Source organism: Paenibacillus pinisoli, assembly GCF_003605435.1.
GTDB lineage: Bacteria > Bacillota > Bacilli > Paenibacillales > Paenibacillaceae > Pristimantibacillus > Pristimantibacillus pinisoli.
The window spans coordinates 71,207-98,175 of sequence record NZ_QXQB01000006.1; the positions used below are offsets into that span (position 1 = coordinate 71,207).

Annotated in this window: 27 protein-coding genes and 1 riboswitch; of the genes, 24 read left to right on the forward strand and 3 right to left on the reverse strand. The window is 52.1% G+C overall.

Annotation, left to right across the window (positions count from 1 at the left end):
• The first annotated feature begins 85 nt into the window (after nt 1-85).
• The 6 genes from D3P09_RS23170 to D3P09_RS23195 all read left to right on the forward strand — a co-directional run bounded on the left by D3P09_RS23170 (nt 86) and on the right by D3P09_RS23195 (nt 7,888).
• On the forward strand, nt 86-877 hold the full coding sequence (locus tag D3P09_RS23170; RefSeq protein ID WP_120113812.1) for an HNH endonuclease: 792 nt from the start codon (nt 86-88) through the stop codon (nt 875-877).
• A 334-nt stretch (nt 878-1,211) separates the two neighbouring features.
• Complete coding sequence (locus D3P09_RS23175; protein WP_120113813.1) at nt 1,212-3,065, forward strand: cache domain-containing sensor histidine kinase; 1,854 nt, start codon at nt 1,212-1,214, stop codon at nt 3,063-3,065.
• The gene (locus D3P09_RS23180) at nt 3,062-4,600 is read left to right on the forward strand and encodes a response regulator transcription factor (protein ID WP_120113814.1); all 1,539 of its coding nucleotides are present in this window, start codon (nt 3,062-3,064) and stop codon (nt 4,598-4,600) included. The genes D3P09_RS23175 and D3P09_RS23180 overlap by 4 nt, the downstream gene beginning before the upstream one ends.
• Nucleotides 4,601-4,698: 98 nt before the next feature.
• Nucleotides 4,699-6,033 (forward strand): extracellular solute-binding protein, encoded by a 1,335-nt coding sequence (locus D3P09_RS23185; RefSeq protein ID WP_120113815.1) that lies wholly within the window; start codon nt 4,699-4,701, stop codon nt 6,031-6,033.
• A 70-nt stretch (nt 6,034-6,103) separates the two neighbouring features.
• Nucleotides 6,104-6,976 (forward strand): carbohydrate ABC transporter permease, encoded by an 873-nt coding sequence (locus D3P09_RS23190; protein WP_120113816.1) that lies wholly within the window; start codon nt 6,104-6,106, stop codon nt 6,974-6,976.
• 42 nt (nt 6,977-7,018) lie between these two features.
• A complete protein-coding gene (locus D3P09_RS23195; protein ID WP_120113817.1) occupies nt 7,019-7,888 on the forward strand; it encodes a carbohydrate ABC transporter permease in 870 nt (289 codons plus the stop codon).
• Between the two features lie 187 nt (nt 7,889-8,075).
• Here the strand turns inward: D3P09_RS23195 and D3P09_RS23200 are convergent, their stop codons facing one another.
• On the reverse strand, nt 8,076-8,609 hold the full coding sequence (locus D3P09_RS23200) for a chromate transporter (protein WP_120113818.1): 534 nt from the start codon (nt 8,607-8,609) through the stop codon (nt 8,076-8,078).
• Between the two features lie 32 nt (nt 8,610-8,641).
• A complete protein-coding gene (locus D3P09_RS23205) occupies nt 8,642-9,265 on the reverse strand; it encodes a chromate transporter (protein ID WP_120113819.1) in 624 nt (207 codons plus the stop codon).
• Between the two features lie 203 nt (nt 9,266-9,468).
• A riboswitch (purine riboswitch) is annotated at nt 9,469-9,571 on the forward strand.
• Between the two features lie 186 nt (nt 9,572-9,757).
• Here D3P09_RS23205 and D3P09_RS23210 point away from each other — a divergent pair.
• The 13 genes from D3P09_RS23210 to D3P09_RS23270 all read left to right on the forward strand — a co-directional run bounded on the left by D3P09_RS23210 (nt 9,758) and on the right by D3P09_RS23270 (nt 20,954).
• The gene (locus D3P09_RS23210; protein WP_120113991.1) at nt 9,758-10,366 is read left to right on the forward strand and encodes a xanthine phosphoribosyltransferase; all 609 of its coding nucleotides are present in this window, start codon (nt 9,758-9,760) and stop codon (nt 10,364-10,366) included.
• Nucleotides 10,367-10,370: 4 nt separating this feature from the next.
• Entirely contained in the window at nt 10,371-11,672 is a 1,302-nt protein-coding gene (locus D3P09_RS23215) for a nucleobase:cation symporter-2 family protein (RefSeq protein ID WP_120113820.1), read from the forward strand.
• 173 nt (nt 11,673-11,845) lie between these two features.
• Nucleotides 11,846-13,375 carry an MDR family MFS transporter gene (locus tag D3P09_RS23220; RefSeq protein WP_120113821.1) on the forward strand — a complete coding sequence of 510 codons (1,530 nt, stop codon included), beginning with the start codon at nt 11,846-11,848 and terminating at the stop codon, nt 13,373-13,375.
• Nucleotides 13,376-13,522: 147 nt separating this feature from the next.
• Nucleotides 13,523-14,263 (forward strand): Bax inhibitor-1/YccA family protein, encoded by a 741-nt coding sequence (locus D3P09_RS23225; protein ID WP_207892547.1) that lies wholly within the window; start codon nt 13,523-13,525, stop codon nt 14,261-14,263.
• 95 nt (nt 14,264-14,358) lie between these two features.
• Nucleotides 14,359-14,772 (forward strand): YhfM domain-containing protein, encoded by a 414-nt coding sequence (locus tag D3P09_RS23230; protein WP_120113823.1) that lies wholly within the window; start codon nt 14,359-14,361, stop codon nt 14,770-14,772.
• 826 nt (nt 14,773-15,598) lie between these two features.
• Nucleotides 15,599-16,612: a helical backbone metal receptor gene (locus tag D3P09_RS23235; protein ID WP_120113824.1), complete on the forward strand. Its 1,014-nt coding sequence runs from the start codon at nt 15,599-15,601 to the stop codon at nt 16,610-16,612.
• 26 nt (nt 16,613-16,638) lie between these two features.
• Entirely contained in the window at nt 16,639-17,631 is a 993-nt protein-coding gene (locus D3P09_RS23240) for a FecCD family ABC transporter permease (protein WP_120113825.1), read from the forward strand.
• Between the two features lie 2 nt (nt 17,632-17,633).
• A complete protein-coding gene (locus D3P09_RS23245; RefSeq protein WP_120113826.1) occupies nt 17,634-18,449 on the forward strand; it encodes an ABC transporter ATP-binding protein in 816 nt (271 codons plus the stop codon).
• A complete protein-coding gene (locus tag D3P09_RS23250) occupies nt 18,430-18,939 on the forward strand; it encodes a HugZ family pyridoxamine 5'-phosphate oxidase (protein WP_120113827.1) in 510 nt (169 codons plus the stop codon). Before D3P09_RS23245 ends, D3P09_RS23250 begins: the two co-directional genes overlap by 20 nt.
• 48 nt (nt 18,940-18,987) lie before the next feature.
• Nucleotides 18,988-19,458, forward strand: a complete 471-nt coding sequence (locus tag D3P09_RS23255; RefSeq protein ID WP_120113828.1) for a DinB family protein — start codon at nt 18,988-18,990, stop codon at nt 19,456-19,458.
• A 120-nt stretch (nt 19,459-19,578) separates the two neighbouring features.
• On the forward strand, nt 19,579-19,944 hold the full coding sequence (locus D3P09_RS23260) for an MmcQ/YjbR family DNA-binding protein (RefSeq protein WP_120113829.1): 366 nt from the start codon (nt 19,579-19,581) through the stop codon (nt 19,942-19,944).
• 94 nt (nt 19,945-20,038) lie between these two features.
• On the forward strand, nt 20,039-20,554 hold the full coding sequence (locus D3P09_RS23265; protein ID WP_243644421.1) for a LytTR family DNA-binding domain-containing protein: 516 nt from the start codon (nt 20,039-20,041) through the stop codon (nt 20,552-20,554).
• Entirely contained in the window at nt 20,544-20,954 is a 411-nt protein-coding gene (locus tag D3P09_RS23270; protein WP_165867559.1) for a DUF3021 domain-containing protein, read from the forward strand. The genes D3P09_RS23265 and D3P09_RS23270 overlap by 11 nt, the downstream gene beginning before the upstream one ends.
• 128 nt (nt 20,955-21,082) lie before the next feature.
• On the opposite strand, the gene D3P09_RS23275 is transcribed toward D3P09_RS23270, so the two are convergent.
• Complete coding sequence (locus D3P09_RS23275) at nt 21,083-21,934, reverse strand: AraC family transcriptional regulator (protein WP_165867560.1); 852 nt, start codon at nt 21,932-21,934, stop codon at nt 21,083-21,085.
• Nucleotides 21,935-22,177: 243 nt separating this feature from the next.
• On the opposite strand from D3P09_RS23275, the gene D3P09_RS23280 reads away from it, so the two are divergent.
• The 5 genes from D3P09_RS23280 to D3P09_RS23300 all read left to right on the forward strand — a co-directional run bounded on the left by D3P09_RS23280 (nt 22,178) and on the right by D3P09_RS23300 (nt 26,956).
• On the forward strand, nt 22,178-23,557 hold the full coding sequence (locus D3P09_RS23280) for an ABC transporter substrate-binding protein (RefSeq protein WP_120113832.1): 1,380 nt from the start codon (nt 22,178-22,180) through the stop codon (nt 23,555-23,557).
• 81 nt (nt 23,558-23,638) lie between these two features.
• Entirely contained in the window at nt 23,639-24,538 is a 900-nt protein-coding gene (locus D3P09_RS23285) for a carbohydrate ABC transporter permease (protein ID WP_120113833.1), read from the forward strand.
• Between the two features lie 13 nt (nt 24,539-24,551).
• Nucleotides 24,552-25,412: a carbohydrate ABC transporter permease gene (locus tag D3P09_RS23290; RefSeq protein WP_120113834.1), complete on the forward strand. Its 861-nt coding sequence runs from the start codon at nt 24,552-24,554 to the stop codon at nt 25,410-25,412.
• A gap of 45 nt (nt 25,413-25,457) precedes the next feature.
• Nucleotides 25,458-26,255, forward strand: a complete 798-nt coding sequence (locus D3P09_RS23295) for a histidinol-phosphatase (protein ID WP_120113835.1) — start codon at nt 25,458-25,460, stop codon at nt 26,253-26,255.
• Nucleotides 26,252-26,956 (forward strand): MgtC/SapB family protein, encoded by a 705-nt coding sequence (locus D3P09_RS23300; RefSeq protein ID WP_120113836.1) that lies wholly within the window; start codon nt 26,252-26,254, stop codon nt 26,954-26,956. The genes D3P09_RS23295 and D3P09_RS23300 overlap by 4 nt, the downstream gene beginning before the upstream one ends.
• Nucleotides 26,957-26,969 lie beyond the last annotated feature (13 nt).

Here is a 26,969-nt window from a genome sequence, read left to right on the forward strand (position 1 = left end):
CAGTATGAGGATGGGCAGCTCGGGCTGCCGTTATTCCCTAAAGGAAACATTTCGACTTGAAGGCGCATCATGATATACTGAGGGCATGACGACACTAGATACGGATTCGCATGCACAATTGAATGAAAAACGTTGCAGCGTCTGCGGCAGCATGAAGCCGCTCAGCGAGTTTCTCCGCAGGACGGGCCGAAGACCCGGCAGACACGGACGCCGGGGCACCTGCCGGGCTTGCCGGAGCGGCGGCAAAGCTGCACACCTGGCTCCTGCAGCCGCAAGAAGGGCGGCAGACAGCAGCCTCGCAGCTGCTGCCGCTGTTGATGAGGCGGCAGTTCAGCCTGCGACGGCTTCTCCTGCCGCGGCTCAAGCGGAGGCCGTGCAGCCTGCGCGCAAGAAGCGTCCTCGAAAGAGACGTCGGACAGGTGCGGCGCAGAAGCGCCAAGCGGCGGCGGCTGTACAACCGGAGTCCCTTCCTGCGCCGCCCAAGCGGGAGAAGCAAAGTCCGACAGACGCCTCGTTCCTTCGGCCGACCGCACAGGGCTTTATTCGCATGCGGGGAAAAACCGATAACGGCAGGCGCTGGTACCAGGAGATTGAGCCCGAGCTTGCGCAGATTCTGGTACGGGAAGGAGCGGCGGTCGTGGTCAACCGGACGACCATTCGCAGGCTGTACAGCAATAAGGAGTTTCGCCAGCTCATCCTGACCCGGGACAATTATACCTGCCGTTTCTGCGGGAATTACGGCGATACGATTGACCATGAGCTGCCCCGGGCGAAGGGCGGGCATACGACACCTGCCAATTGTGTATGCGCCTGCTATGAGTGCAACCAGCTGAAGGCTAACCGGGATGTGGATGAATTTATGCGCATGCTGGATTAACCGCCGGCCGCACAAGTTGACAGCAAGCGAAACATTTGTGAAAGATCTCTCTGAGCGGGAGGTCTTTTTTTGCAATGAATCAGGATGGGGATGGATATCGTTAGCTATTGAAAAACGTAGAGCAGAAGGAGACAATAGGGATATGCTTTACCGGGCTAAACGAATAGATGGAGTTCAGCATCTCATCTTGGCAACGCTTTCATGTCGATGAATTCAGTGTTAGATGCAGGAGGCCAAAGGTTACGCGGGATTTGAAGCTATGATAGAATACTACATTATTATAATGTCACTCGATATGACATAGACCTACTTAGAGAAGCGGCGGGGGATCACGATGGACAATTGGCTCGGAAGATCGCTAAAGCATAAGCTTTCATTGTTAATTATTATTTCGGTACTGGTGCCGGTGCTATCGCTGGGATTGTTCTCCTATTCCATCGCGGAGAAGCTGACAGAGGAGAAGGCTATCAACTCGGGCATGAACTCGTTGACGCTGCTCGGAGCCTACCTGGACAACATGGTGCGGGATGCGGAGTTTTTATCGCTCTATATTTTGGGACATGAGGATGTTCAAAATTATTTGCGCTTGCCGGAGACGGATGTGCAGCTGGGCAGGAAGGTTGCGGCGCTGCTGATGACGATGGCGGTGTCGAAGCCTTATATCGCCAATGCCATTGTGGAGCCCGAGTCCGACAGGCCAGCGATTGCTTCGAAATCCGTAACCGAGTCGGGCTGGACGGATATCACGGCGGAATTCCCGAATTATTATACGGAATATTCCAAGTGGTGGTCGCCGGTACATCTTCAGACGACATCGTCGGAAGGAACCAGGGACGTCATTACCATGTCGCGTCCGATTCGCAGCACATCCAGATATTCTAGTTTGGGCATGCTCAAAATAAGCTTATTGCAAAATGTCATCTCCGATCATTTGAAGCAGGCTGGTCTAGAAGGCGGTGGCGTTGTTTTGCTGCTCGACAGCAGCAACCGGATTCTGGCCGGACCTGATGGATTCGTGAAGAATGAGCTGCTGGAGACTTATTACCCGGGCATCAAAAGCTTCAAGTCGACGAGCAGCTGGATGGAATACGGCTCGGGTGTGGACAAGAAGACGGTTCTCCACTATGACATGGAGAATGTGAGCTGGCGGATCGTAGGCATTATTCCGGCTCAGGCGTATAAGTCGCAGAACCAGTATTTCCTCACCTTAACGGCGGTTGCGGTCAGCATCGCCATGCTGTTTGTTATCGCATTCGTATTGTTCCTTATTCAAAAGGTGACAAAGCCGCTCTCGACGCTGGCGAAGTTTTTGAAGAAATCGAGTCCGGACGAGCCTCTGCCTACGCTTCCGGTGACGACGATTGATGAGGTAGGCCAGCTCATTATCAGCTATAACCGGATGAGCTCGCGAATCGAGAATTTGACGGATGAGGTCAAGAAGAACGAGTCGCTGAAGAAGGAAGCGGATATGCTGGCGCTTCAGGCCCAGATCAATCCGCATTTTCTCTACAATACGCTATCCTCGGTTCACTGGATGGCTTTGATGAAGGGCGAAGGACGAATCGCCGATATGGTCGGATCCTTAAGCGACTTCCTGCGCTTCAGCTTGAATAGCGGCCAAGAATATTGCACGGTGAATCAGGAAATTTCGCATATCGATAATTATGTCAATATTCAATCCATCCGATACCCGGACAAGTTCCAGTATGAATCGGATATCCCTTCGGAGCTGCTGGAGAAGCGCATGCTGAAGCTGCTGCTGCAGCCGCTGATCGAGAATGCGATGATTCATGGCATTCTGAAGCGGGACGGACTTGGCCGCATATCCGTGCGCGCGATGGAGAATGACGAGATGATGACCTTTATCGTGGAGGATGACGGCATCGGCATGTCGGCCGAACGGGTAGAGGAGCTGCAGGATCGCATCGCAAGCCGATTGGAATCCGATGAGAAGATCGGCAAGGGCGGCAGCTACGGGCTGCGCAATGTCCATAGCAGGCTCATGCTTCATTATGGCTTGGAGGCCGGACTGAAGATTGAGAGCGAGGAAGGGCGGGGAACGAAGGTAACCTTCACGATTCCGACTACCTCAACGCTGCTTGAACAAGAACGGGAGCAGGAATATCGCAAGGAACGGGAACAAACGGTTCATAGCGGCCGTGTCCAAGGGGAGGAGAGGCAAGAGTGAAGCTGTTGATCATAGACGACGAGATCATTATACGGGAAGGCCTTAGCACTGTGATCAAGTGGGAGGAGAATGGCTTCATCTTGCTGAGACCGGCTGCATCGGCAGAGGAAGCTCTGATGCGCATCCCGCTGGAGAGACCCGATATTATTATGACGGACATCCGAATGACAGGAAAGACGGGACTGGACCTTGCCCGCGAAGTGAAGCAGGATTATCCGGATACGGAGATCGTTATCCTCTCCGGGTATGAGGAATTCGCTTACGCCCAGCAGGCAATGAGGGAAGGGATCAGCGATTATTTGCTGAAGACAAGCAGGCCTGGCGATATTATGGCGGCAGCAATGCGCGCCCAGAAGCGCATTATGGAGAAGCGGGCGGCGGAGGCTCATCAGACTGCATTCCGCTCCAAGCTGCTGGAGCGAATGCTGGCGGGAGAAACGCCGATCTCCGATCAGGAGGTCGAGAATATCCTAATGTATTATCCGGAGCTGCGGATGGCATCGGAGTGGGAATCCCTAGAGCTGTGGCTGGCCACCTCCGAATCTTATGTGGCTGTGAGTGCAGAAGCGGAGAAGGCTCTGGGAGAATTAGGGGACAAGCTGAGACAAACGCTGGATTGCGTCATTCTCGATTGGAATGGCGGCTGGCTGTTTATTTTCCGCTCCAATAAGCCAGGCGCCATGCGTATGGTGAAGGCGTCGGTCGAGCAGGCGGAGCGCATTCTCAATTGCCGTCTGTTTGCAACTTCGGGGTACACGGTAGCGAGCGTCAAGGATTTGCGCGGGGCGCTGCGGGCTGCGGAGCAAGCGACTGCATTCCGCTTTCTCGCGGGCGATTCCAAGCTGATCCGCTATGACGATATCAAAAACCGCAAGGGCATGCGAACCGTCTGCTCTCAGGAAGAAGAGGAAGGGCTGACGGCTGTGCTTCGGTCGCGGGACCGGGAACGGCTAGCTGCCTGGATTGAGCAGACGCTGTCTGCTGTGAAGCATGATCCTGAAGCAACGCCCGGCTCCATGAAATCCTACCTTCATTCCTTTCTCGTCGCAGGCTTTCGCTGGCTGGAGCGGGCTGCCGCATCGGTCGGGCAGTCGGCCAAGGAGCTGCAGCAGCTGGAGAGCCTTGATCTGAATGAGCTGGCGAGACGGCCCGCGGAAGTAATGAGCGGCATTCTCTCTTCGATTATGAGCCAATATGATGAATTGTCCGGCGACCGGAATTCAGCAATTGCGAAGACTATTGCTTATATCCGCGAGCATTTGGATCAAAGCCTGACCTTGTCGCAAGTGGCGGCATTTGTTCACATGAATCCCAATTATTTCAGCGAGTTGTTTAAGCGGGAAACAGGGAAAAACTATATTGAGTTCGTCACCGAGGCCCGTATCGAGTGGGCAATCAGACTGCTTAGGGAAACGCCGGCCAAAGTAAGCGAAATCGCCAAGCGTGTAGGGTATGAGGATATGAAGCACTTCAACCGGATGTTCAAGCGGTACACGGGAGAGACGCCTTCCCACTTCCGCGATCGGGGACAATAGGTGAATTTTCACCCCCTACAATCTGAATTCTCCCCCCTACGACTGCTTCGGTGTCTTGACTATACTGAGATTACATTACCGAGGGGGGACTTACTCTAATGAAGAAAAGACTTACATTGGTTGTAACGCTTATCACGCTTTTATCCCTGCTTGTAGCCGCTTGCGGCGGATCAAACAACACGAACACAGGCGGAAGCAATAAGCCTGCAGAAGGTGGCAAACAAGAAAAAGTAAAACTGACTATCTGGCATAACTTCGCGGGCGACGACCTTCGCGCTCAAGCGGTTCGCGGCCTGATCGACGAGTACAAAAAGAATAATCCTAACGTCGAGCTTGACGCACAAGCTATTCCGGTTGACGGTTACCGCCAGCGTCTGAGCACAGTTGCAGCGGGCAATGAAATGCCGGACGTATTCTTCGTATACGCAGGCAGCCAATCTCAAGAGTTCTTCGATGCAGGTTTACTGCAACCGATTACACCGCTGACTGAGAAATATCCTGACTGGAAAGGCAACTTCATGGAAGGCGCATTCGACCGCTTTACATTCGAGCCTAACCAAATTTATTCTGCTCCAATCGGACTTTCCGCAACATCGTTCCTGTACTACAACAAAGATCTGTTCGAGCAATACAACGTTAAAGTTCCAACAACTTGGGCTGAGATGTTGACTGCTATCAAAACATTCAACGACAACAAAATTACGCCAATCGCTCTAGGCAACAAAGCTCCTTGGGTAGCGCAATCGACTATTCTTGGCTCGCTGGCTGACCGCGTAACGGGTACTGAATGGTTCCTGAAAGCTGCTAAAGGCGAAGCTTCCTTCCAAGATCAAGTATTTGTTGACGCACTTGGCAAGTTCAAAGAATTGGTAGACAACAAAGCATTCCAAGATGGCGCAAACAGCATTGACAACACGCAAGCTGAGCAATACTTCATTCAAGGCAAAGCTGCTATGATGATCAGCGGCGCATGGACGCTTACTAACCTTGCAGCTTCCGCAACGGAAGAGCAAGTAGCGCCAATCGAAGTAACAACAATCCCTGCAATCGAAGGCGGAGCTGGCCAAGGCGGCACAATCTCCGGCGGTCCAGGTGCTGGCTTTGCACTGAGCAAAAACACAACTGGTGCAGCAAAAGACGCAGCTCTTGAATTGATCTACGCAATCAGCGGTCCAGACGGACAGAAGAAGATTGCTGAGAGCAACTCCATGATTATGTACAACATGGACCTGGAGCAATCCAATGTAAGCCCGCTTTACCTGAAAGCATTCAACGTTGTCAAAGAAGCAACAATCACACCGGTATACGACGCTTACCTGTCCGCAGAAGCGGCAGAATCGATCAACAACGGCCTGCAAGAAATCATGATGGGCGGCAAGCCTGAAGACGTAGCGAAGAAACTGCAGGATGCACAAGCTCGCTCGACTCAATAATGAATGAACCATATCGCGTAGCGCATCGGCAAGATGCGCTGCGCGATAAAGATTGAAGGAGGCTGTCGCCATGCTGTCATCATTGCGCACCCGAAGCTTCGTCGCTCTGGCGCTGCTTCCTGCAGTACTAATCTTCGTTGTTTTTGCGATTATTCCGATCATCTGGTCCATGTACTATGGCTTCTTTGATTGGAAAGGTCTTGGCGCTGCCAAGTTTATCGGCTTCAAGAACTATGAAATGATGCTGCAAGACCCTATATTCTGGAGAGCCCTGAAGAACAACCTGATTCTGGTTGTGTCCGCTATTGTCGGCCAGGTGCCGATCGCGCTTCTCCTCGCTTTGCTCTTGTTGAAGAACTCGTTCTTCAACCGCATTATCCGCTCGGCGGTATTCATGCCAATGGTTCTGTCTACTGTTGTTGTCGGTCTGATCTGGGGCTACATCTATAACCCGCAAATTGGTCTTCTGAATCAAGTGCTGGAGACGATTGGACTTGAGTCCTGGACGCGGGCATGGTTGGATGATCCCAAAATTAATATGTTCGCCGTATCTATTCCGATTAACTGGGCCAATATTGGTCCTTACCTGATTATCTTTATCGCAGCGCTTCAGAACATCTCCTCCGAGGTGAACGACGCGGCGAAAATCGACGGTGCAGTCGGATCCAAAAAGCTGTTCTACGTCACGCTTCCGATGATTTGGGACATGGTTGTAGTCGCGATCGTCCTTTGTATCTCAGGCAGCTTGAAAGCATTTGACCATGTTATTGTCATGACAGGCGGCGGGCCCGCGCAGTCAACTGAGCTTCTTGCAACCTACATGTACAACAACACCTTTACCGTGTATCGTTACGGCTATGGCTCCGCCGTATCCACCATGATCATTCTAATCAGCGCATTGCTGATCGGTCTGAACTACATCATTACAAAAAGACGGAGCTAAGGCGGTCTGACGTCTAACTAGACCGATAAAGGAGTGAATCTCATGCAAGCATCGACAAAAATGCAGGCTGCGGGCGAGAAACCGGCGGCGTGGAAGAAGCCGGTCGGCTTTGCGCTGAAAGTGCTGCTGCTTATATACGCGATTGTTACGCTTTACCCGCTGTACTGGCTGGTTATAAGCGCATTTAAGACGAATCAGGAGTTCTTCAATCGTCCATACGCTTGGCCTTTGCAATGGCAGATCGATAATATTACTCGTGCCTGGGATCTTGGCAATATGGGCAGAGCGATGATCAACTCCGCGATTGTAACGATTGTCGCATTGGTGCTGACGGTTGTCATCGGTACGCTTGCCGCATATGCGCTGTCCCGGTTCAAATTTAAGCTTAACCCCCTGCTCAAAGGCATGTTCCTGCTGGGTATGCTGATTCCGATCCACAGTACGCTAGTGCCGCTCTTCATCTTTATGAACAAGGTTGGCATTCTGGATACGTACTGGGCGCTTATTATGCCGTATACGGCATTCGAGCTTCCGATCGCGATCTTCCTGGGCATAGCTTATCTGACTTCCATTCCTAGAGATGTCGAGGAAGCCGCGATGATCGACGGCAACGGCTGGTGGGGCGTATTCGGACGCATCATCTTCCCGCTTTGTTTGCCGGTAATCTCGACGGTATCGATTCTGGCGTTCCTGCGCTTCTGGAATGACTTCTCGTTCGCACTCGTCTTCATCAATACGCAAGCGCTCAAGACGCTGCCGCTCAGCTTGTCGCTATTCTCCGACGGCTTCGGCACGGACTATGCGCTGACGATGGGCGCCATGTTCATCGCGGTTATTCCGACAATCGTGATCTACCTGATCTTCCAAGAGCAGATCATGAAGGGCATGGTGGCGGGCTCGGTTAAAGGTTAATTCCTTTGCCGGGTCTTTTCCCGTTTGGGCCAAAAAAATAACCGCTCCTGATGAGATGGCGCTCTTGACGCATCTCACAAGGAGCGGTTTTGGTTTTTTATTTGAATATATAATCAAGGGATCTGGGTACAACAGCGATCGGAATCCTATTTACTTGCGCAGTTGCATGTTCAGATATGGTTTGGCTTCAAGCCAGGAAAGCAGCCCCGCAAATCGCGGAGAACAGTAGGATGAAGACCGGATGCATCCGGTAACGAACAAGCATCATCCAGCCTATGCCTATAATAGAGATGCCGACAAGCAGTTGTTTGTCCCACACCGAGCCGTCCAGAGAGCCTACGCCAAGCCTGTATACCGCGAACAGGATCAAGGCTGTTACGATTGGCTGCAAGCCATACAGAATGCGGTTTAGCCAGGCTTGCTTTTGCAGGCGGTACAGGGCAGTCAGCAGCACAAGCGTCAGAATGGCGGAGGGGAGAATAAGACCTGACAAGGTAACAATTGCTCCGGCTATGCCGTAGGTATGGTAGCCGATCAGGGTGCTTATATTGACGGCTGCGGGTCCCGGAGCCATGCCGGCCACGCCGATCAGATCCAGGAAGGCATCGCCGGACATCCACTGCCGCCTGGCCGCTTCTTGCTCGATCATGGGGATAAGCGCGTAGCCGCCTCCGAAGGATAGGAAGCCCAGCTTCAGGAAAAATAAAAACATGGACCACATAGCAAGCGACGCTCCTTTCTAAGATGACTGAATTAAATGAAATACATATAGCCGGGATCTGCTTGCTTGTGGTTGATGGATGCCCGGTTCATCGCTTCGGTATTCCGCTGGCTGCCTCTGAATACGGCGTAGAAGATCCCGATGGCGATGCCAGCGACAATAATATAGACAGGCGCCAGTCCGAGCAGCAGGCTAGTCAGAGCAAGCAGCAGCAGAATGAGCGTCGTACGGTCTTTCACCGCCGCTTTGCCGATTCGCACAGCGGAGAATAGGATTAGCGTCATGACGCCCCATGTGATGCCTGTCAGAGCTGCTTCCGCTTTGGCGGAAGGACCGATACGGGCATAGACCGCATAGAGTGCCAGGACGATCAGGAAGGACGGCAGAATCGAGCCGATGCCGGCTGCAAGAGCTCCGCGCCAATGGCGCATCCGATAACCGAGCAGAATAGCGGCATTCACGCCAACGCCGCCTGGCGCAGCGGATGCGAGCGACAAGGTGTCCGTCAAGGCATCGGTCGTCATCCATTTGCGATTGTCGACAATCTCGCGCTCAAGAGCGGGAAAGATAGCATAACCGCCTCCGAAGGAGACGGGCGATAATTTAAGAAATGTCCAGAACAGGTTTAACATCGAGGGCTGGGCGTCTGGCTGCATAAGTTCTGATTCCCCTTTGTATTGCTGATGAGTTAATCATAACGCACAATATTTTGTTAGGGAAGGAACAGTATTTTATGGATAGTATCATGGTTTCTTATACCCTTTAATCCTAGTGTAATAGTGTTATTACGTGATTATTTTTCATTATTTGGCAAATAAAATTTTCCTCTTGAAACGGAATCGCAAAGTGTGTACGATACTAAAGTATAATTGAATAAGCTCATATAATTTTGGGGATATGGCCCATGAGTTTCTACCGGATGACCGATAATTCATCTGACTATGAGTGAGAGCGGGAGCAGGACGGGAGTATCGTCATTGCGGACTCGCCATGCATGTGCGATCCGGATTTCGATCCCGAAGGACAGGCTTCACTTGAGAGTAGACCAAGCTCAAGTGGAGGCTGTCTTTTTTTCTTTTTTCCGGAACAATAGAGGCAAGAATGAAGCGATTGAGTTGGATCATGCAGCCAAAGGGAGAGGACAGAAGATGAAAGAGCTTGAAGAGCGGATACGCCGGGAAGGCGCAATCCTGTCGGAGACGGTGCTGAAGGTGGATTCGTTCCTGAACCATCAGGTCGATACGGAGCTGGCGCTTGCGACAGGGCGCGAGTTCGCGCGCGTTTTTGGAGACGAGAAGATTACGAAGGTGCTGACGATCGAGGCGAGCGGCATTCAGTTCGCTATGGCGGCAGGTATTGCGCTGGGCGTGCCATTCGTGTATGCGAAGAAGAAAAAGGCAGTGACGCAGTCGGACAAGCTGTACGTTGCGCCGGTACATTCCTTCACGCGGGGAGAGACGTATCAGGTGAGCGTCGACCAGCGTTATTTGAACGCCGGCGACAGAGTGCTTATCGTGGATGACTTCCTGGCAACGGGAGCGGCGCTGGTCGGCCTTGTCGATATCGTCAGAGAGTCGGGAGCGGAGCTTGTCGGCGTGGGCTGCATTATCGAGAAGAGCTTCCAGGAGGGCCGCGGCTTGCTAGAAGCGAAAGGCGTGCGTATCCATTCCCTGGCACGAATTGCGTCGATGAAGCCTGGCGAGGTTCACTTTATTGAAGAGACCGGTAACAGACAGCTTACAGAGGAGAGAGCATAACAGCATGTTAAGCAAACAAAGAGTTGTCACACTAGGGTTTCAGCATGTCTTGGCCATGTATGCGGGGGCCGTTGTCGTTCCCATTATCGTAGGCCAGGCACTCGGTTTAACACCAACTCAAATGGCGTATCTTATTGCCGCTGACCTGTTCACTTGCGGGATCGCGACCATTCTTCAGGTATGGGGCGGCAAATACTTTGGCAGCCGTCTTCCGGTTGTACTGGGCTGTACATTCACAGCGGTTGGTCCAATCATTGCGATTGGCTTGGCGTCCAATTTGGCGACAGTGTACGGCGCGATTATTATATCCGGTATCTTTATGATTCTGGCAGCGCCTTTATATGGCAAAATCCTGCGTTTCTTCCCGACGGTTGTAACAGGTACGGTCGTGACGATTATCGGTCTGTCTCTTATCCCGGTTGCAATGAACAATGTAGCGGGCGGACAAGGCAGCGACGACTTTGCAATGCCTCGCAATCTGCTGCTGGCGCTGATTACGCTAGTAGTGATTCTGGTTGTAAATCGCTTCGCGAAGGGGTTCCTTCGCGCCATCTCTGTCCTGGTCGGTCTTGTAGTCGGTACGGTAATCGCTTATTTCATGGGGATAGTAGACTTCGCCAACGTTGCTGACGCGTCATGGTTCAGCGTCGTTCAGCCCTTCTACTTCGGCGTTCCGCAGATCAGCATTACAGCTATTATTACGATGATTCTCGTTAATATTGTCAGCATGGTCGAATCTACAGGCGTTTACCTTGCCGTTGGCAAAGCGACGGATCAGAAGGTCGAGAAGCAGCAGATCGTCAACGGCCTTCGCTCCGAGGGCGTGGCGATTACGCTGGGCGGCATCTTCAACGCATTCCCTTACACGGCTTTCTCGCAAAATGTCGGCTTGATTACGCTGACTAAAGTGAAAACACGCGACGTTATTTTTGCAGCGGGCGGCATTATGGTCATCCTGGGCTTGCTGCCGAAGCTGGCGGCTATTACGACTATCATTCCGAATGCGGTGCTTGGCGGCGCAATGATCGTGATGTTCGGGTCTGTAGCGGTATCGGGGATGAACATTCTTGCGGGGATTAACCTGCGCGATGAGCGCAATCTGCTGATCGTAGCCTGCAGCATCGCGGTAGGCATGGGATCGGCGACGGTGCCTCAAATCTTCGGAGAGCTGCCGCAATTCGCCAAGATGATGCTGGAGAACGGCATCGTAACTGGCTCTGTGACGGCGATTCTATTGAACCTGCTGTTGTCCTCCAGGACGAAGGAAGCGGAGCAGCCGGCAGCTGCGCAAGCCAGCGAAGCTTAATTCTGTTCGTGTTCGCATCAACTGCTATAACCATAACTTATGGACCTTTTCTCTGTTTGTACAGAGGAAAGGTTTTTTTCTGTCTGCCCCTCTCAAACACTGACACACAGTTGTCAGTCTTAGTGCTCTACACTGAGATCAATCAAGAAACGATGAGTGAGAGGAAGATGAGCATGAATGGTTCAAAGAAAAGTTCAGGTCTGGCGGTAGCAGGGCTTCTGCTGGCCATCCTGATGGCGTCGATGGACAATACGATTGTCGCTACAGCTATGGGAACGATTGTTGGCGAGCTTGGAGGGCTGAATCATTTTGTATGGGTGACGGCTGCTTATATGGTCGCGGAGATGGCGGGGATGCCGATCTTCGGCAAGCTGTCGGATATGTATGGGCGCAAGCGGTTTTTTGTGTTCGGGATGATCGTGTTTATGGCGGGTTCAATGTTATGCGGAACGGCTGATTCTATTATCGAGCTTAGTATCTACCGCGCGATTCAAGGGATTGGCGCAGGCGCGCTGGTGCCGATTACCTTTACGATTCTCCTTGATGCCGTAGCCCCGGAGAACCGCGGGAAGCTAATGGGATTATTCGGTGCGGTGTTCGGCATGTCGAGTGTTTTTGGTCCGCTGCTGGGAGCCTTCATTACCGATTATGTAAGCTGGCATTGGATTTTCTATATGAATCTGCCTCTAGGCGTTCTATCCTTTATTCTGGTTGCAAAAGGGTATCAAGAATCCGCGGTGCGCAATCCGGGCCGAATCGATTGGCCCGGTGCGGTTACCCTGGTTGGAGCGATTGTGTGCCTCATGTTCGCGCTGGAGCTTGGCGGCAAGCTGCTGCCTTGGGCATCGCTGCCTATTATTGGCTTGCTGGCAGGATTTGCGGTGCTGTTCATTCTCTTTATCCTGGCTGAACGGCGGGCGGAGGAGCCGATCATCTCCTTTGGCATGTTCAAGGTTCGCTTGTTCGCAGCCAGCACGATTATTGCCGTGCTCAGCGGCGCGGCGTTTATTGCAGCATCGGTATATCTCCCGATCTTCATTCAAGGCGTTCTAGGCGGAACGGCCACTAATTCCGGTCTGATGCTGCTGCCGATGATGGTAGGAACGGTCGTAACGGCCACTCTGGGCGGTTTTGTCATGTCAAAGCTGTCTTATCGGGTCATTCTGGTGTCTACACTGGCATTGCTCGTAGCAGGGCTCGGCTTATTGACAACGATCTCTGCGGATTCCTCCAGACTTGTCGTTACCCTGTATATGATTATTGTGGGTCTGGGCATAGGCGCTTCCTTCTCGGTGCTGACGAATGCAGCTATTCATGGCATTGCCCCCGCGCATCGGGGAGCGGCTACCGCTACGCTTAACTTCCTGCGCTCTTTTGGCATGATGATGGGCATTACCGTCTTTGGCATTCTGCAAAGCCAATTTATGACGAATAGATTGACTGCTCTCTTCGAGGGCGGGGCAGATGCGATGCCTCCTGGGATCGACCCGAAGGATCCCTATGTGCTGATGGAGCCGGCTATGCGCAGCGCCATTCCAGAGAATGTGCTGGAGAGGCTGTTGTCGGGCGTATCCTCTTCGATTACCGAAATCTTCATGTGGGGGTTGATTCCAGCCCTGCTGGCGGTCGGGGCGGCTTGCTTTATGGGCAGAGAGAAGCATGATCCGGCGGCGGAGTCGGAGGCATATGCAGCAGCCCATTAAGGATAAAGGAAACGAAGAGCCGGGTGTGCTCTTCGTTTTTTTTTATCTATGCATTTCATAATTTATCGAAGCTTTGCATTATATTGGTGTATAGTTGTACGAACTATGATAAACTATGGTCAATCTACTAGAAGAGGTGATTCTTGCGTGATCGGACGCAGCGGTAATCCTACATTAAGGGAAGGCACATTCCAGGAATCTGGACAGTTGGCTTCCGGACAACGAATGACGATTGAAGGAACGGTCAACAAATCTTTTATTATGCTTGCTATTCTGCTTGGCGCAGCGTTCGTAACCTGGTCCATGTACAACAATGGACAGGAAGTGTTCGGGCTGATGATCGGCGGCGCGATCGCCGGATTGGTGCTGGCTCTTATCGTATCGTTCAAGCCAACGACGGCGCCGATTCTGGTACCGATCTACGCGGCTTGCGAAGGCTTGTTCCTGGGCGCGCTATCCGCGCATTACCAATCGCTATATAACGGCATTACCCAGCAGGCGGCTCTGCTGACGATGTGCGTATTCATTGCACTGTTGGTTGCTTACCGGTTCAGATTGATTCAAGCGACAAAGAACTTCAGACTGGGCGTATTCGCGGCGACTGCGGGTATCGCGCTTGTGTATCTGCTGAGCTTTGTGCTCGGATTCTTCGGACTGTCGGTTCCGTACCTGCATGACAACAACTGGATTGGCATCGGCATCTCGCTTGTTATCGTGGTAGTGGCAGCGTTGAATTTGGTGCTGGACTTTGACTTTATCGAGACGGGCGCAGAGCAAGGCGCGCCGAAGTATATGGAATGGTATGGGGCATTCGGCCTGATGGTTACGCTGGTATGGCTCTATATCGAAATGCTGCGTCTGCTGGCCAAGCTGGCTAGCCGCGACTAAATCTACATAACGATCAGATTAACAAAAGAAGAGATGACGACACCAGTCATCTCTTTCTTTGTTTCCATCCAAAAACAATTACTTGGGAGGCTGGGATGAAAAAGGTTGGATTGGCAGGCTTGGTTGTCCTGTTGTTAAGTCTTGTTCTATCAGGCTGCGCTTCGGATTCTTCGAACGTGAAGGAAAAGAGAACGGCGACTCTCCGGGCAATGAATGGTTTAGGCGATGGGACTGAAGGCTCCCGGAAGGCTGTGACCGATCCGGAGGAAATTGCGATGTGGCATAAGGCTATAAAAGACGCGGTTCCGGAGCCGGGCATCGTCAACATGGCTGAGCCTCAGTATCAGGTAGAGCTCGGTGATTCCGTTCATTATCTCTGGATTTCGGAGGATGCAGGCACAGTAATGAATACGGGCGATACCCATACCATCAGCACTCTAGCTCCCAAGTATGCCAAGGCTGTCCATGAGGCTATACAGCGGCATTATCCTGGTCATACCGCCAGCTAAAAGGGGATAACTAGCAGGAAAATAGTCGTGAAAAAGCAATAGGAATGTCCTAATGGGGAAGCAACGGATGAATCAACTACAAACCTTGAATGAAAAACCTTTTAAAACCACTGCGAAAGTGGGTTTGGAGGCTTCTGAGACAGCTCCTGTTTATGTTAGTTTATGAGGCGGACAGCTATTTATTGGCAGTTGCGAGTCAGCCCTAAGCTGTGTTTCCCGGCTTGCAGCACTGATATCTGTTCGTCGATGCTCTCTAAGCCGAGTTTCTCGGCTTTCCGCTCTGAAATCTGTTCGTCGGCGCCCTCTAAGCCGAATTTCTCGGCTTTCAACTCTGATTACTGGTCGGCGGCGCCCTCTAAGCCGAGTTTCTCGGCTTTCCGCTCTGAAATCTGTTCGTCGGCGCCCTCTAAGCCGAATTTCTCGGCTTTCAACTCTGATTACTGGTCGGCGACGCCCTCTAAGCCGAGTTTCTCGGCTTTCAACTCTGATTACTGGTCGGCGAAGCCCTCTAAGCCGAGTTTCTCGGCTTTCCGCTCTGATAACTGTTCGTCGGCGCCCTCTAAGCCGAGTTTCTCGGCTTTCAGCTCCATTTTCCACTCCACTCACACGGGACTGTCCTAATAGGTATCGTTAGATGACGGAGGGACGCCTTCTTACGATTAACCGTGAGTGAAACAACCCATTTGATGTTGGGATAGCCCTTTTTTTATGATCTAGGCCAATAGAAATCCAAAAGAAGCATATCAATCTCCTATTGATAATAATAATCAATATCTATATAATGATAATGGTTATCATTCTCTATTGACTAGGAGGCAGTACAAACATGAAGTATGGTAGTTGGAAAGTTGGGGTTGTTGCACTATTACTCGCGTTCGCAGTCGCATGCGGCAATAATACAGGAAATAACGGAGTAGCTTCGTCTTCTCCGTCGCCGGCTGTGGAGCCATCTAGTGAGCCAACAAATAACGAGGCGGACAAAGAGACGGAGAAGCCAGCCGAAAGCCTGGTTGACGAGAGCAAGCTGAACGAGCTGCTTGCCCAATTCGAGAACCAATCTCCGTCAAAGGCCGTAACGCTCTCTGTAGCGATTACGGAATTATTCGATGCGATTGGCGTAGCTCCAGTCGGGGTTCCGACCTCCAGCAGCACGCTGCCAGCGGCATTCGATAGCGTGCCGCGTGTCGGCTCGTCGCATCAGCCCGATGTTGAAGCCATTGCGGGACTGCAGCCCGACGTGATTCTTGGCCCGGCATCCATCAAGGAAAATCTGGATAAGCAATTTGCGGCGGCGAAGCTTCCAACTGCTTATCTGCCAGCCGATTCCCTGGATGAGCTGAAGCTGTCGCTGACCGCTTTGGGCCGCTTGTTCCAGAAGGAAGATGCTGCGAAGGCGTACATAGAGAAATTTAATGCCGATGAGAAAGAGGCTATAGCAGCTGTCGAGGGCAAGGAAGCGCCTAGCGTGCTGATCCTGTTCGGCTCGGTAGAATCGCTGATGTTCATGAATGAGAATACGTTTGTCGGCAGCTTGGTGAAGAACCTGGGCGGCGTCAATGTCGTGTCGGATGTGCTGAAGCTGACGGAAACCTACACTCCGCTAGATATGGAGAGCATCGTTGAAGCGAACCCGGATATTATTCTGCTGGTCGCGCACGGCGATCCTAATGCCGTGTCTAAGAAGTTTGAGGAAGATGTGAAGAACAGCGGCGCTTGGGAGAAGCTGAACGCCTTCAAGAACGGCAAGCTGCAAGCGCTGGATTACGGACTGTTCGGCATCGCGTCGCTGCCTAAGGCTGTTGCGGCTTACAACGGGCTGGCCGGCATTATGTATGAATAATGGCTAGGGATGCACATGCGTATAGCATGGTGAAGAAGGGACGGAACAAGGCGGGGCTCATCGCCGTTGTCGGCATCGTGCTTGCCGTTGCCATACTGGTTGCGATTGGAATCGGCAGCGTACGGTTCTCTCCGCTGGAGTCTCTGTTGACCCTGATCGGCCAAGGCGATGACAGGTCGAATACCATTCTATGGGATATTCGGATTCCCCGCGTGCTGCTTGCTCTTATTATCGGAGCCAATCTGGCCGCTTCGGGCGCCCTGCTTCAAGCCGTCATGCTGAATCCGCTGGCTGACCCCGGCCTTACCGGCGTCTCCAGCGGCGCTGCGGTGGCCGCGCTTTTCATTATGCTGGTGGTGCCTGGCTATTCGTCTTTCATTCCAATAGCGGCTATTGCCGGCGGAGGGTTCGCCGCTGTGATGGTCTATGCGATGGCTTGGAAGCGGGTGGGCGGATTTACGCCGATTCGAATTATCTTGTCCGGTGTCGCGATTAATGCCGTATTCGGCGGCGTCATCGGCTTGTTGTCCATTCTGTACAGCGATCGTCTGCCGGCTGCGCTTCAGTGGCTGAACGGCAGTCTTAACGGCAAAGGCATGGGTGATGTCATGGTCATCCTGCCTTATTCCATTGTGGGCTGGATCGCTGCGTTATTCTGTGTGCGCAAGGCCAATGTCCTTCGGCTTGGCGAGCAAACAGCGCATCATTTGGGGCAAAATATGAATCAAGTCCGGTTTGTGCTGTCGCTTGTTGCCGTCTATTTGGCTGCGGTCTCCGTATCGACAGTCGGACTGGTAGGCTTCGTCGGTCTGGTCGTGCCGCATATTGCCCGTCTGCTAATCGGATCGGACTATCGCTTCAGCATGCCGCTGGGGCTTATGCTGGGCGCCATTGTGCTGCTTGTTGCGGACACCGCGGGGCGTTCGCTGTTCAGCCCGCTGCAAATTCCGGCAGGCATCATTATGGCGATAGCGGGAGGACCTTATTTTCTGTATCTCATGCGTAGGGGAGGCGCTTAAGCATGCTTCATGTACACTCGTTGCAAATCGGTTATGCGGATCGTACGGTCGTCAGAGATTTCTCCCTTGATGTAAAGGAGGGGGAAGTCGTCTCGATTATTGGCCCCAATGGATCGGGAAAATCAACGATTCTGAAGGCCATTACGCGAGTTATTCCCTGCCAGTCAGGAAAGGTCTGCATTGCCGATCGAGAGCTCGCCGCGCTTAGTTCGAAGCAATTGGCCCAGATGATGTGCATGTTATGCCAATCGAACAGCAGTCCCTCCGACATGACGGTGGAGGAGCTGGTCAGTTACGGGAGATTGCCGCATAAGAAATGGTATGAGCGGCTTGGCGGGGAAGACCGGGAGATTGTAGAGTGGGCGCTGCATCATACCGGCATGCATGCGTACCGGGAGCGGCTTGTTGTCTCCCTGTCAGGCGGGGAAGCGCAGCGCGCGTGGCTGGCGATGGCGCTTGCCCAGCGTCCCAAGGTGCTGCTGCTTGATGAGCCAACCACTTATCTCGATATCGGACATCAGCTGGAAGTGCTGGAGCTGGTGCGCAAGCTGAACAAAGAGCTTAATCTGACCGTGGTCATGGTGCTGCATGATCTGAATCATGCCAGCGTCTACAGCGATAAAGTATGCGTACTGAAGGATGGCCAGACATGCGTATACGGAAAGCCGCAGGAAGTGTTTACGATGGAGTTGATCCGCAGCGTCTACGGAGTCGAGACGGATATACAGAGACAGGGACAGGACGAGGCTCCGCGCATTCATATTTTAAGAAAAATCCAAGAGGAAAGCAGGGATCCCATTGAAAGCATTGGATATTGACGCCGTGAAAGAGCAGTATCTGCAGTTCACCGACAGCTTGAAGACGGTCATGCTGAGCACGATCAGTGCTGATGGCGTTCCATTTATTTCGTACGCGCCATTCATCAAGCATGAAGGCAAGCTTTACATCTACATCAGCCGCATTGCCAACCATTACCGCTATATGGAGGAGAATCCGAGCGTGGACGTCATGCTCATCGAGGATGAGAGTCATACGGCTAATCTGTTCGCGCGCCAGCGCGCCCGGTTCGTCGGACGCGCCGTTAATCTGGGTGAAACTGAGCCGGAGGAGATCTTCGCGAAGTTCAGCGAGCGGTTCGGCAAAAACATGATCGGCATGCTGCGCGGTCTGGACTTCTCCCTGTTCGAGCTGACTCTGTCGGAAGGACGTTATGTTGCGGGCTTCGGTCAAGCCTTCGATATTGATCTGGCGGGCGAGCAGTTCGTGCATGTCGCGCGTGACGGTCATCAGCAGTCCGGAAAGAAGTAGGTGAAGCCGCAATAACACTATATCTTAACAGCGTTCAGGAGGGAATGGATGTCGACAATTGCGACAGTGCTTCCGGTATGGGAAGCGATTCAAAGCCGATTTCATAAAATGGTGAAGGGACTGGCTGAGGAAGACTTGAGCCTGGCGATCGGACCAGCGTCCATCGGCTATATGCTCCGGCATAATGCGGAAGTGGAGTATATGTTCGCCGAGTGGTTTTTTGGCCGGAAGATGCCGGGGGACCTTGAGGTTATGACAAGCCGGGGACCTCGGGGCGGCGGCGAGAAGCCGATATTCTCGAATCTATGCGAGCTGGTCGAATTGCTGGAGGCGTCTAACGCTTTCCTGATCACAGCGATGAAAGAGCTGCAGGAGGAGAAATGGCATGAGCCGGTGGAATCTCCAATGGGGCCGTCTGCTCCGATTGAAGCCATTGGCCGATTGATGTACCATACCGGCATTCATGCCGGTCAAATCTCGCTCATTCAGAAGAATGCACCGGCAGTTAAGGCGCAGTAATCAGCGATAATAGTTGTAATAGGCTGGAATCTGTTGTACAAAGAGAGTAGGTGCCGGACAAGGCGGCGCATACTCTTTTTTGGTATGCCTGCGGACAGGGCGAGTTGTAGGAGGGATTGCATGTTATCCAGGGAAGAGTGGGCGCAATATTGTATGGAGCATCGAGGGGCGAAGGAGGATTATCCTTTTGGACCGGACCCGCTAGTGATGAAGGTTGGCGGCAAGATGTTTGCTCTGATCGGCGTAAACGATGGAATCGTGAATATATCGCTGAAGTGCGAGCCGCATATGGCGGAGCTGCTGAGGCTGGAGCATGAAGCGGTCAAGCCGGGGTACCACTTGAACAAGAAGCATTGGAATACCGTTACGATAGACGGAACCGTTCCATCGGATGAAGTGAAGTCGATGATTGACCATTCTTATGATTTGGTGGCAAAAAGCTTGACCAAAGCGCAGCGGGCGCTGCTTGCCGAAGGTGAATTCTGAGGATAGAAGCAGTGGAAATCACCTTGCGAAAGGTGATTTTTTATGTACAATGTGAAACAATTCGTGCTTAATCGATACTCAAGCTATAGCCAAAATGATAGAATTTAGGATATACATAACAGCTCGGTTTAGACAGGGGGGAACGGCGATTAAGGTTCAGATCGACATCAAGGATCAATACGATGAGACAGTAGTCACGATACAGGCGAAGGATTGGACGGAGGAAATCTCGGAGCTTGTGAAGCGGATCAAAAGCCCGATGACCAAGAGGCTCGTCGGCGTTCAAGATGAACGCTCGGTTCTGCTGGAGCCGAGCGATATCGATTACGTATACGCTGAGAATCGCAAAGTATACGCCTCGATGAACCGGCAAAGCATTGAGCTGAAGATGAAGCTCTACGAGATTGAAGATTTGCTTATTCCGCATCAATTTATGCGCTTCTCCAAGTCAGTTATCGGCAATGTAGAGCAGATAGCACGGTTTGAGCTATCCTTTAACGGCAACCTGTGCGTCCACTTCAAGACGGGCAGCAAAGAGTATGTATCACGATCTTACGTGGCACAGCTTAAGCAGAAGCTCATATGGGGGGATAGCAAAGATGGCGAGTGAAATTTTCAAACGGGTTATGCTGGGCTTCGGCTGCTCGGCCATTATTTTGCTGGCTGTGCTGACAGGCCTGATGATGAAGGATGCAGTCGTTCCTGCCAAAATCTTGTGGTGGAATCTGCTGGGGAGCATGTTCATGGGCGCATATTTTGGCGCGGCATCATTTATATTCGAATACGACCGCTGGAGTCCGCTGAAGCAGCTGGTCATTCATTTCATGATGTCGATCGCATTGTTTTTCCCGATTGCAATAGGGGTGGGCTGGATTCCGCCGGCGCCGCTGCCTATTATTCTCGGCTGCCTGATGTTTATCGTAACATACTCTATCTTCTGGCTCGGCTTCCGCTACTACTTCACGAAACAAGCCGAAGCGCTCAATGCATCCGTCCAAAAGGAACGTTAAGCCATGAAGCATGACGCGGAAAGAAAGCAGTCCCAGCAAAAATAAGCTGTCTCCAAGATGGCGGTGCAGGTATAAAAACCTGGCACCGCCATCTTTTCATTTTCGCCGGAACATCCCATTATAGATTGTCAATCAAGATCGGGTTTATTGGCTTGACGGTACTTCAGCGGCGAGAAGCCGGTAATCTCCTTAAAGATGCGCCCAAAATGCGTCATGCTCTCAAAGCCGACCTTCTCCGCGATATCGGCTACCTTCAGCGTGCTTCCCGTCAGGAGCTGGCGCGCTTCCTTAATCCGCACATTGTTGAGATATTCCGTGAACGTAAACCCTGTATTCTCCCGAAACATCTTGCAGAAATAGGAGGAGCTGATATAGAAGCGGCTGGAAATGCTCTGGATCGTCTGGGCTTCATGATAATGCTGGTTTAAGTAATCGACGATTTCGAATATTTTGCGGTTCATCGGATTGTTTCCGTGATGCTCGGCTGCGGGCAAGGTGGCCGTCTTGCGGTGGATGAATATGAGCAGCTCGAACAGCAGCGTCTTCAAATAATATTCATACCCGGGGGGCTGCTTGGTGAATTCGGCAATCATTTTGTCGAAGAGCTTCTCGATCATGCTTTGCTCTTGCCCGTTCAGAGGCATGAAGTTTTTGCCGCTGGAGAAGCTGGACAGCACATGAAAGCTGTCATTGTATGGAAACATATCCTCAAGAAATTCCTCTTGAAAAAGGAGCGTAATCCGCTCGAATGATTCCTTGCTGGAATTGACCAGCTTATGAATCTCGTTCTCGTTGATAATCAGCAAAGCGCCTCCAACAACCTGATAGCTCTTGTCTTCAATGAAGTAGCTGATATCTCCCGACACCAGATAAAAAATCTCATATCCGTTGTGGTAATGGCGGCTTGGCATGCTCGTATTTTCTTTCCGTTCACGGCTGATATCGAAGTGGGAAGCGGCATAGAAGTTGGTCTCGGACATGGGCCTGCCACCTTTATACATAATATCCATCCTTTAATTCAATAGAAGATATGTTGAAAAATAACGAAGTAGATAAGATGTGTGCAGATAATTCATACTATCACATGCTATATTGATAGGCAACAAGCCATAACAACAGTGGGTGATGCAGCAGCTAGAGATGGTGAGGATCGTTGAAAGTTTGGGGTTCGTTGGTTTGACATGTTGTGAAGATGGGTTCAAAAAAACAAATCGGAGGGTGTCATGAAAAATCCATTAACAAAACGCATGTTTCTGATGAGTGTGCTTCTAATGTTTGCGGTATCCGCAGTGCTGTCCGCTTGCGGCAATTCGGCTAATACGAACGAAGGCAGCAACGGCGGAGAGAAAAATACAGGCGGAGAGAAGGTCGAAATCGTATGGGTAATGGCCGCAGATCCGGACAAGAAAGCATGGCAGGATGCAGTTATTGCCAGCTTTGAGGAGAGCCATCCCAATGTGAAGGTTCGGCTTGAGAATATTCCCTACGATCAATTCGATCAGAAGCTGACCACCTTGATCTCCAGCGGCAAAGCGCCGGATGTGTGGAATCCGAATCAGGCGGACAGCGGATTTGCGACTTACATGAAGATGGGCGCACTGAAGGATCTGACGCCATATATCGAGAATGGCGCTCCTGAGCTCAAGACAATGGACCCGAATTTGCTCAATATCTACAAAATCGACGGCAAAAACTACGGCATCCCGCTCGTAAGCAATGCCACCTATCTCTACTACAACAAGGACTTATTCGATGCAGCCGGTCTGCCCTATCCTACAACCGACTGGGATGATCAATCCTGGAACTTCGACGCCATGCTGGAGACCGCTCAGAAGCTGTCCCATGACGTAGGCGATGCGCGCAAGCAAGTATTCGGCTTCTCCAGCGCTCTGAGCGCCAATGCGATGACATGGATGTTCGGCGGAGACTTGTTCAAACCGGAAGCGTATACAACCGGCGTGATGGGCGAGCCTGATCTGATGAAGCCGATTAATATCGAGGCTTTGCAGTTCAATGTGGATTTGATCAACAAATACAAGGTGGCTCCGGATGCGGAGACGGTAGCGGCATCCTCGCAGCTGGGCGATCCGTTCCTGACCGGCAAGGTCGGCATGTACATTACCGGCGGCTGGGGCCTTGGCTCCTACAAGCAAGCGGAATTCAATTGGGGCGTAGCGGCGGTTCCTTATCATGAGGGACGCAAGGTCACGCTGTTCGTCGATCCGTGGAGCATCTCGGCAACGAGCAAGCATCCTGATGAGGCTTGGGAGTTCGTCCGTCACTTGGCGGATCCGGCTGAGGGCGGGGGCGCTTACCGCTATATGAATGATGTGGGCAGAACGCCGGCAGACTCCAGCTTGTTCAAGCTGTGGTATGAGAAGATGGGTGCGGAGATCGGCATGAATCCCGAGGCGTTCAAGCAAGTTCACGAAGGCTCGATCAAGTATGGACGCGAGGCGGAGAATCATCTGATCGTCCAATTCAACACGATTCTGGAGACGATGAACCAGTCGCTCTATCAGGTGTGGGGCGGCAAGCGGAGCGTCACCGACGGTTTGAATGTGCTGAACGATAACCTCCTGTCGCTGAAATTGGACCACTAGCAGCCAGAGCTTGAATTACATGATGGCCAGACGGACGCCTGGCACTAGGAGGGTGTCCGTCTAGGCCAATGGAGGTAGCTTATGAGAAAGCTTTCGCTGGCGATGAAACGCGAGGAGCGGTCGTTCTGGGTTTTTATAGCCCCGTGGTTTATCGGGTTTATATGCTTCACCGGAGGACCGATTCTCGCTTCGCTGCTGCTCAGCTTTACCGAATACAATGTCATCTCGTCTCCGAAATTTGCGGGCATTAGCAATTACAGCACGCTCTTCGGCGACCGGCTGTTCTACAAATCGTTATCGGTGACGCTGTATTACAGTGTAATGGCCGTGCCCTTTACGGTTGTCACTTCCTTGATCATTGCAACGCTGCTGAACAATAAGATTAAAGGGCAATCGCTGCTTCGCACGCTTTATTATGCGCCTAGCATCATATCCGGGGTAGCCGTATCGTTCCTGTGGTCCTGGCTGCTTAATCCGCAGTTCGGCGTCGTCAACTCCGTCCTGTACGACTGGTTCGGCATTCAGGGGCCGGGCTGGTTCACGAGCCCGGATACGGTCGTGCCTTCAATGGTGCTCATGCAATTGACGGCATCGGGCAGCACAATGGTCATTTTCCTTGCAGCCTTGCAGTCGCTGCCTAAGGATCTATATGAGGCGGCTTCCTTGGAAGGAGCAAGCGCCTTTGTGAAATTCCGCAAAATTACAGTGCCGCTTATTTCGCCTGTAATCTTGTTCAATACCATTATCAGCATGATTGGATCGCTGCAGATCTTTACGGAAGCCTACGTGATTACTAAGGGAGGTCCGGACTGGAACTCCTATTTCTACGTGTATTATCTGTTCGATACGGCCTTCAAGCAATTCCGGATGGGATACGCCTCCGCGCAGGCGTGGATATTGTTCCTGCTCATCTTCGCGCTGACGCTCGTATCGCTATGGGGCTCCAAAAAATTCGTCCATTATGAATACGACTCGAAGTGAAGGAGGCGCCATTATGATGAAAGCTTCAACATCCGGCCGATTCGGCGAGCTGCGTCCGATTCAGAAAATCGTCATTTATGTGCTACTTTATGGCGGCGTGCTCTTGTTCGCGTTCCCGCTGTTCTGGATGCTGTCCACGTCCCTGAAGACGATTGGCGAGATTCACCGCGTGCCGATGACCTGGATTCCGTCGGAAATTCAGTGGAGCAATTACAAGCAGATCTTTATCGATGCCCCACTCGCCCGGTTCCTCTGGAACTCGATGTGGTATTCGGCTGTAACGGTAGCGGCGGTAGTCTTCACGTCCTCCATGGCAGCATTCGCATTCGCACGGCTGCGGGCGCGCGGCAGCCTGCTTCTATTCGGGCTTGTGCTCAGCACGATGATGATTCCGTCCCAGGTGACGTTGATTCCGCAATATTTGCTGTTCACCAAGCTCGGGTGGACAGGAACATATTTGCCGCTTGTCATTCCGGCTTTTACTGCAAGCGCCTTTACCATCTTCCTGATGCGCCAGTTTTATCTCGGCATCTCGAAGGAGCTGGATGAGGCGGTCAAGATTGACGGGGGAAGCCATTTCACGATGTACTTCCGCATTATGATCCCGCTGTCTATGCCGGCCTTTGCAACGGCAGCGATTCTGGAGCTGATATCGCGATGGAATGATCTGTTCGGTCCGCTTATTTATTTGGACGACATGACCAAATATCCGATTTCGCTTGGTCTTGCCAATTTTACGGCGGCCTATGGCGCTACGCCATGGCATCTGCTGATGGCAGCTTCGCTTATTGCGATATTGCCGCTATTGATCCTGTTCTTTTTTGCCCAAAAATATTTCATTCAAGGCATTGTTATATCCGGCTCTAAGGGCTAGCCGAAATGGATCCATCATTCATCACATATTTATCGGAGGTAACTTATGAAGTTTGATTTTCATACGCATCATGAACGCTGCGGGCACGCGGTCGGTTCGGTTAGAGAATATATAGAAGCGGCTATTGGACAGGGGATGGCTATGATCGGCATTTCGGACCATACGCCTTTCTTCGCCTCCAAGGAGGATCGCCCGTCCTTGAGCGGAAGCATGGCGAGGAGCGAATTTCCCGCTTATATCAAAGAAGTGCTCCAGCTGAAGGAAGAATACGAGGGGAAAATTGAGGTGCTGCTTGGCATCGAGGCGGACTTCCTGCCGGAGCATCTGGACTTATATCGTTCGGTTATCGCAACGTATCCTTTTGATTACGTCATTGGCTCCGTACATGAGTTTGCCGGCATTGGCATCTACGATTCGGAGTTCTGGGAGGGCTTGACCTCAGTACGCAAGCTGGAAGTGAAAAATCTATTCTATGACTTTATCGCCCAGTCTGCCAAATGCGGGTTATATGATATTTTGGGCCATGTCGATTCGTTGAATCGTTACTTCTACGGTTACCCGGAGCTGCGCACGGAGGCTGCCGACATTACGCTGAAGGCTATCGCCGATAGCGATGTCGTCATCGAAATCAATTCCTCTGACGATAATTGGGTGCCGGACGGGTACTTCCTGGAGCGGGCGCTCCATCACGGCGTTAAGGTGACGTTCGGCTCCGATGCTCATGAGCCGGAGCGGGTAGGCGAGCATTTTGAAGCGGTTGGCCGGCACTTGTACGACATCGGCTATCGGGAATGGGCAATATTCCGCAACCGTAAGCGGCTTATGGTTCCGATCCTTCAATGAACGCCTCCTACAATCCATGGGTCATTGACTATACGGTAATACTGGTTCGTCTGGTGCTGGCCGTCCTGCTCGGCGGCCTCATTGGCTTCGAGCGGGAGCAGCACAACCATCCGGCCGGATTTCGTACGCATATCCTGGTCTGCCTGGGCTCTTCGATGATTATGCTGCTGTCCATCTATGGCTTTGCTGAATTTGTCGGCGAGCCTAATGTGCGAATTGATCCCGCGCGGCTGGCGACAGCGGTCATTACCGGGGTCGGCTTTCTCGGAGCAGGCACGATTCTGTTCACTGGAAAAGCCATTACGGGGCTGACGACAGCGGCGTCCTTATGGGTGGTCGCAGCGATCGGGCTGCAGATTGGAGCGGGTTTTTATGTCGGCGCTGCAGCAGGTACGGTGCTCGTATTCATCACATTATGGGTGTTCAACAAGATGGAGCATCGTTTTCTGAAAAGCAAGAAGGTCAGGAAGCTGACCATTCAGGCGGAAGAAGAGGAGCTGCTTGATAGGGTATCGGAAAAGCTGGCGAGCTGGTCCATTGTGACCCAGAAGCTGACGCTGAAACGGCTGCAAGCCACGCTTGACGCTCCGCAATGCCTGGAGGTGCAGCTGGATCTGATGGTGCCGCGATCGATTGAGCCGAAGGAAATGGTAGATGCGATCAAGGGGATTGGCGGAGTCGTGGCGGTTAGCGTCGAATAGGCTAAATCTGTGG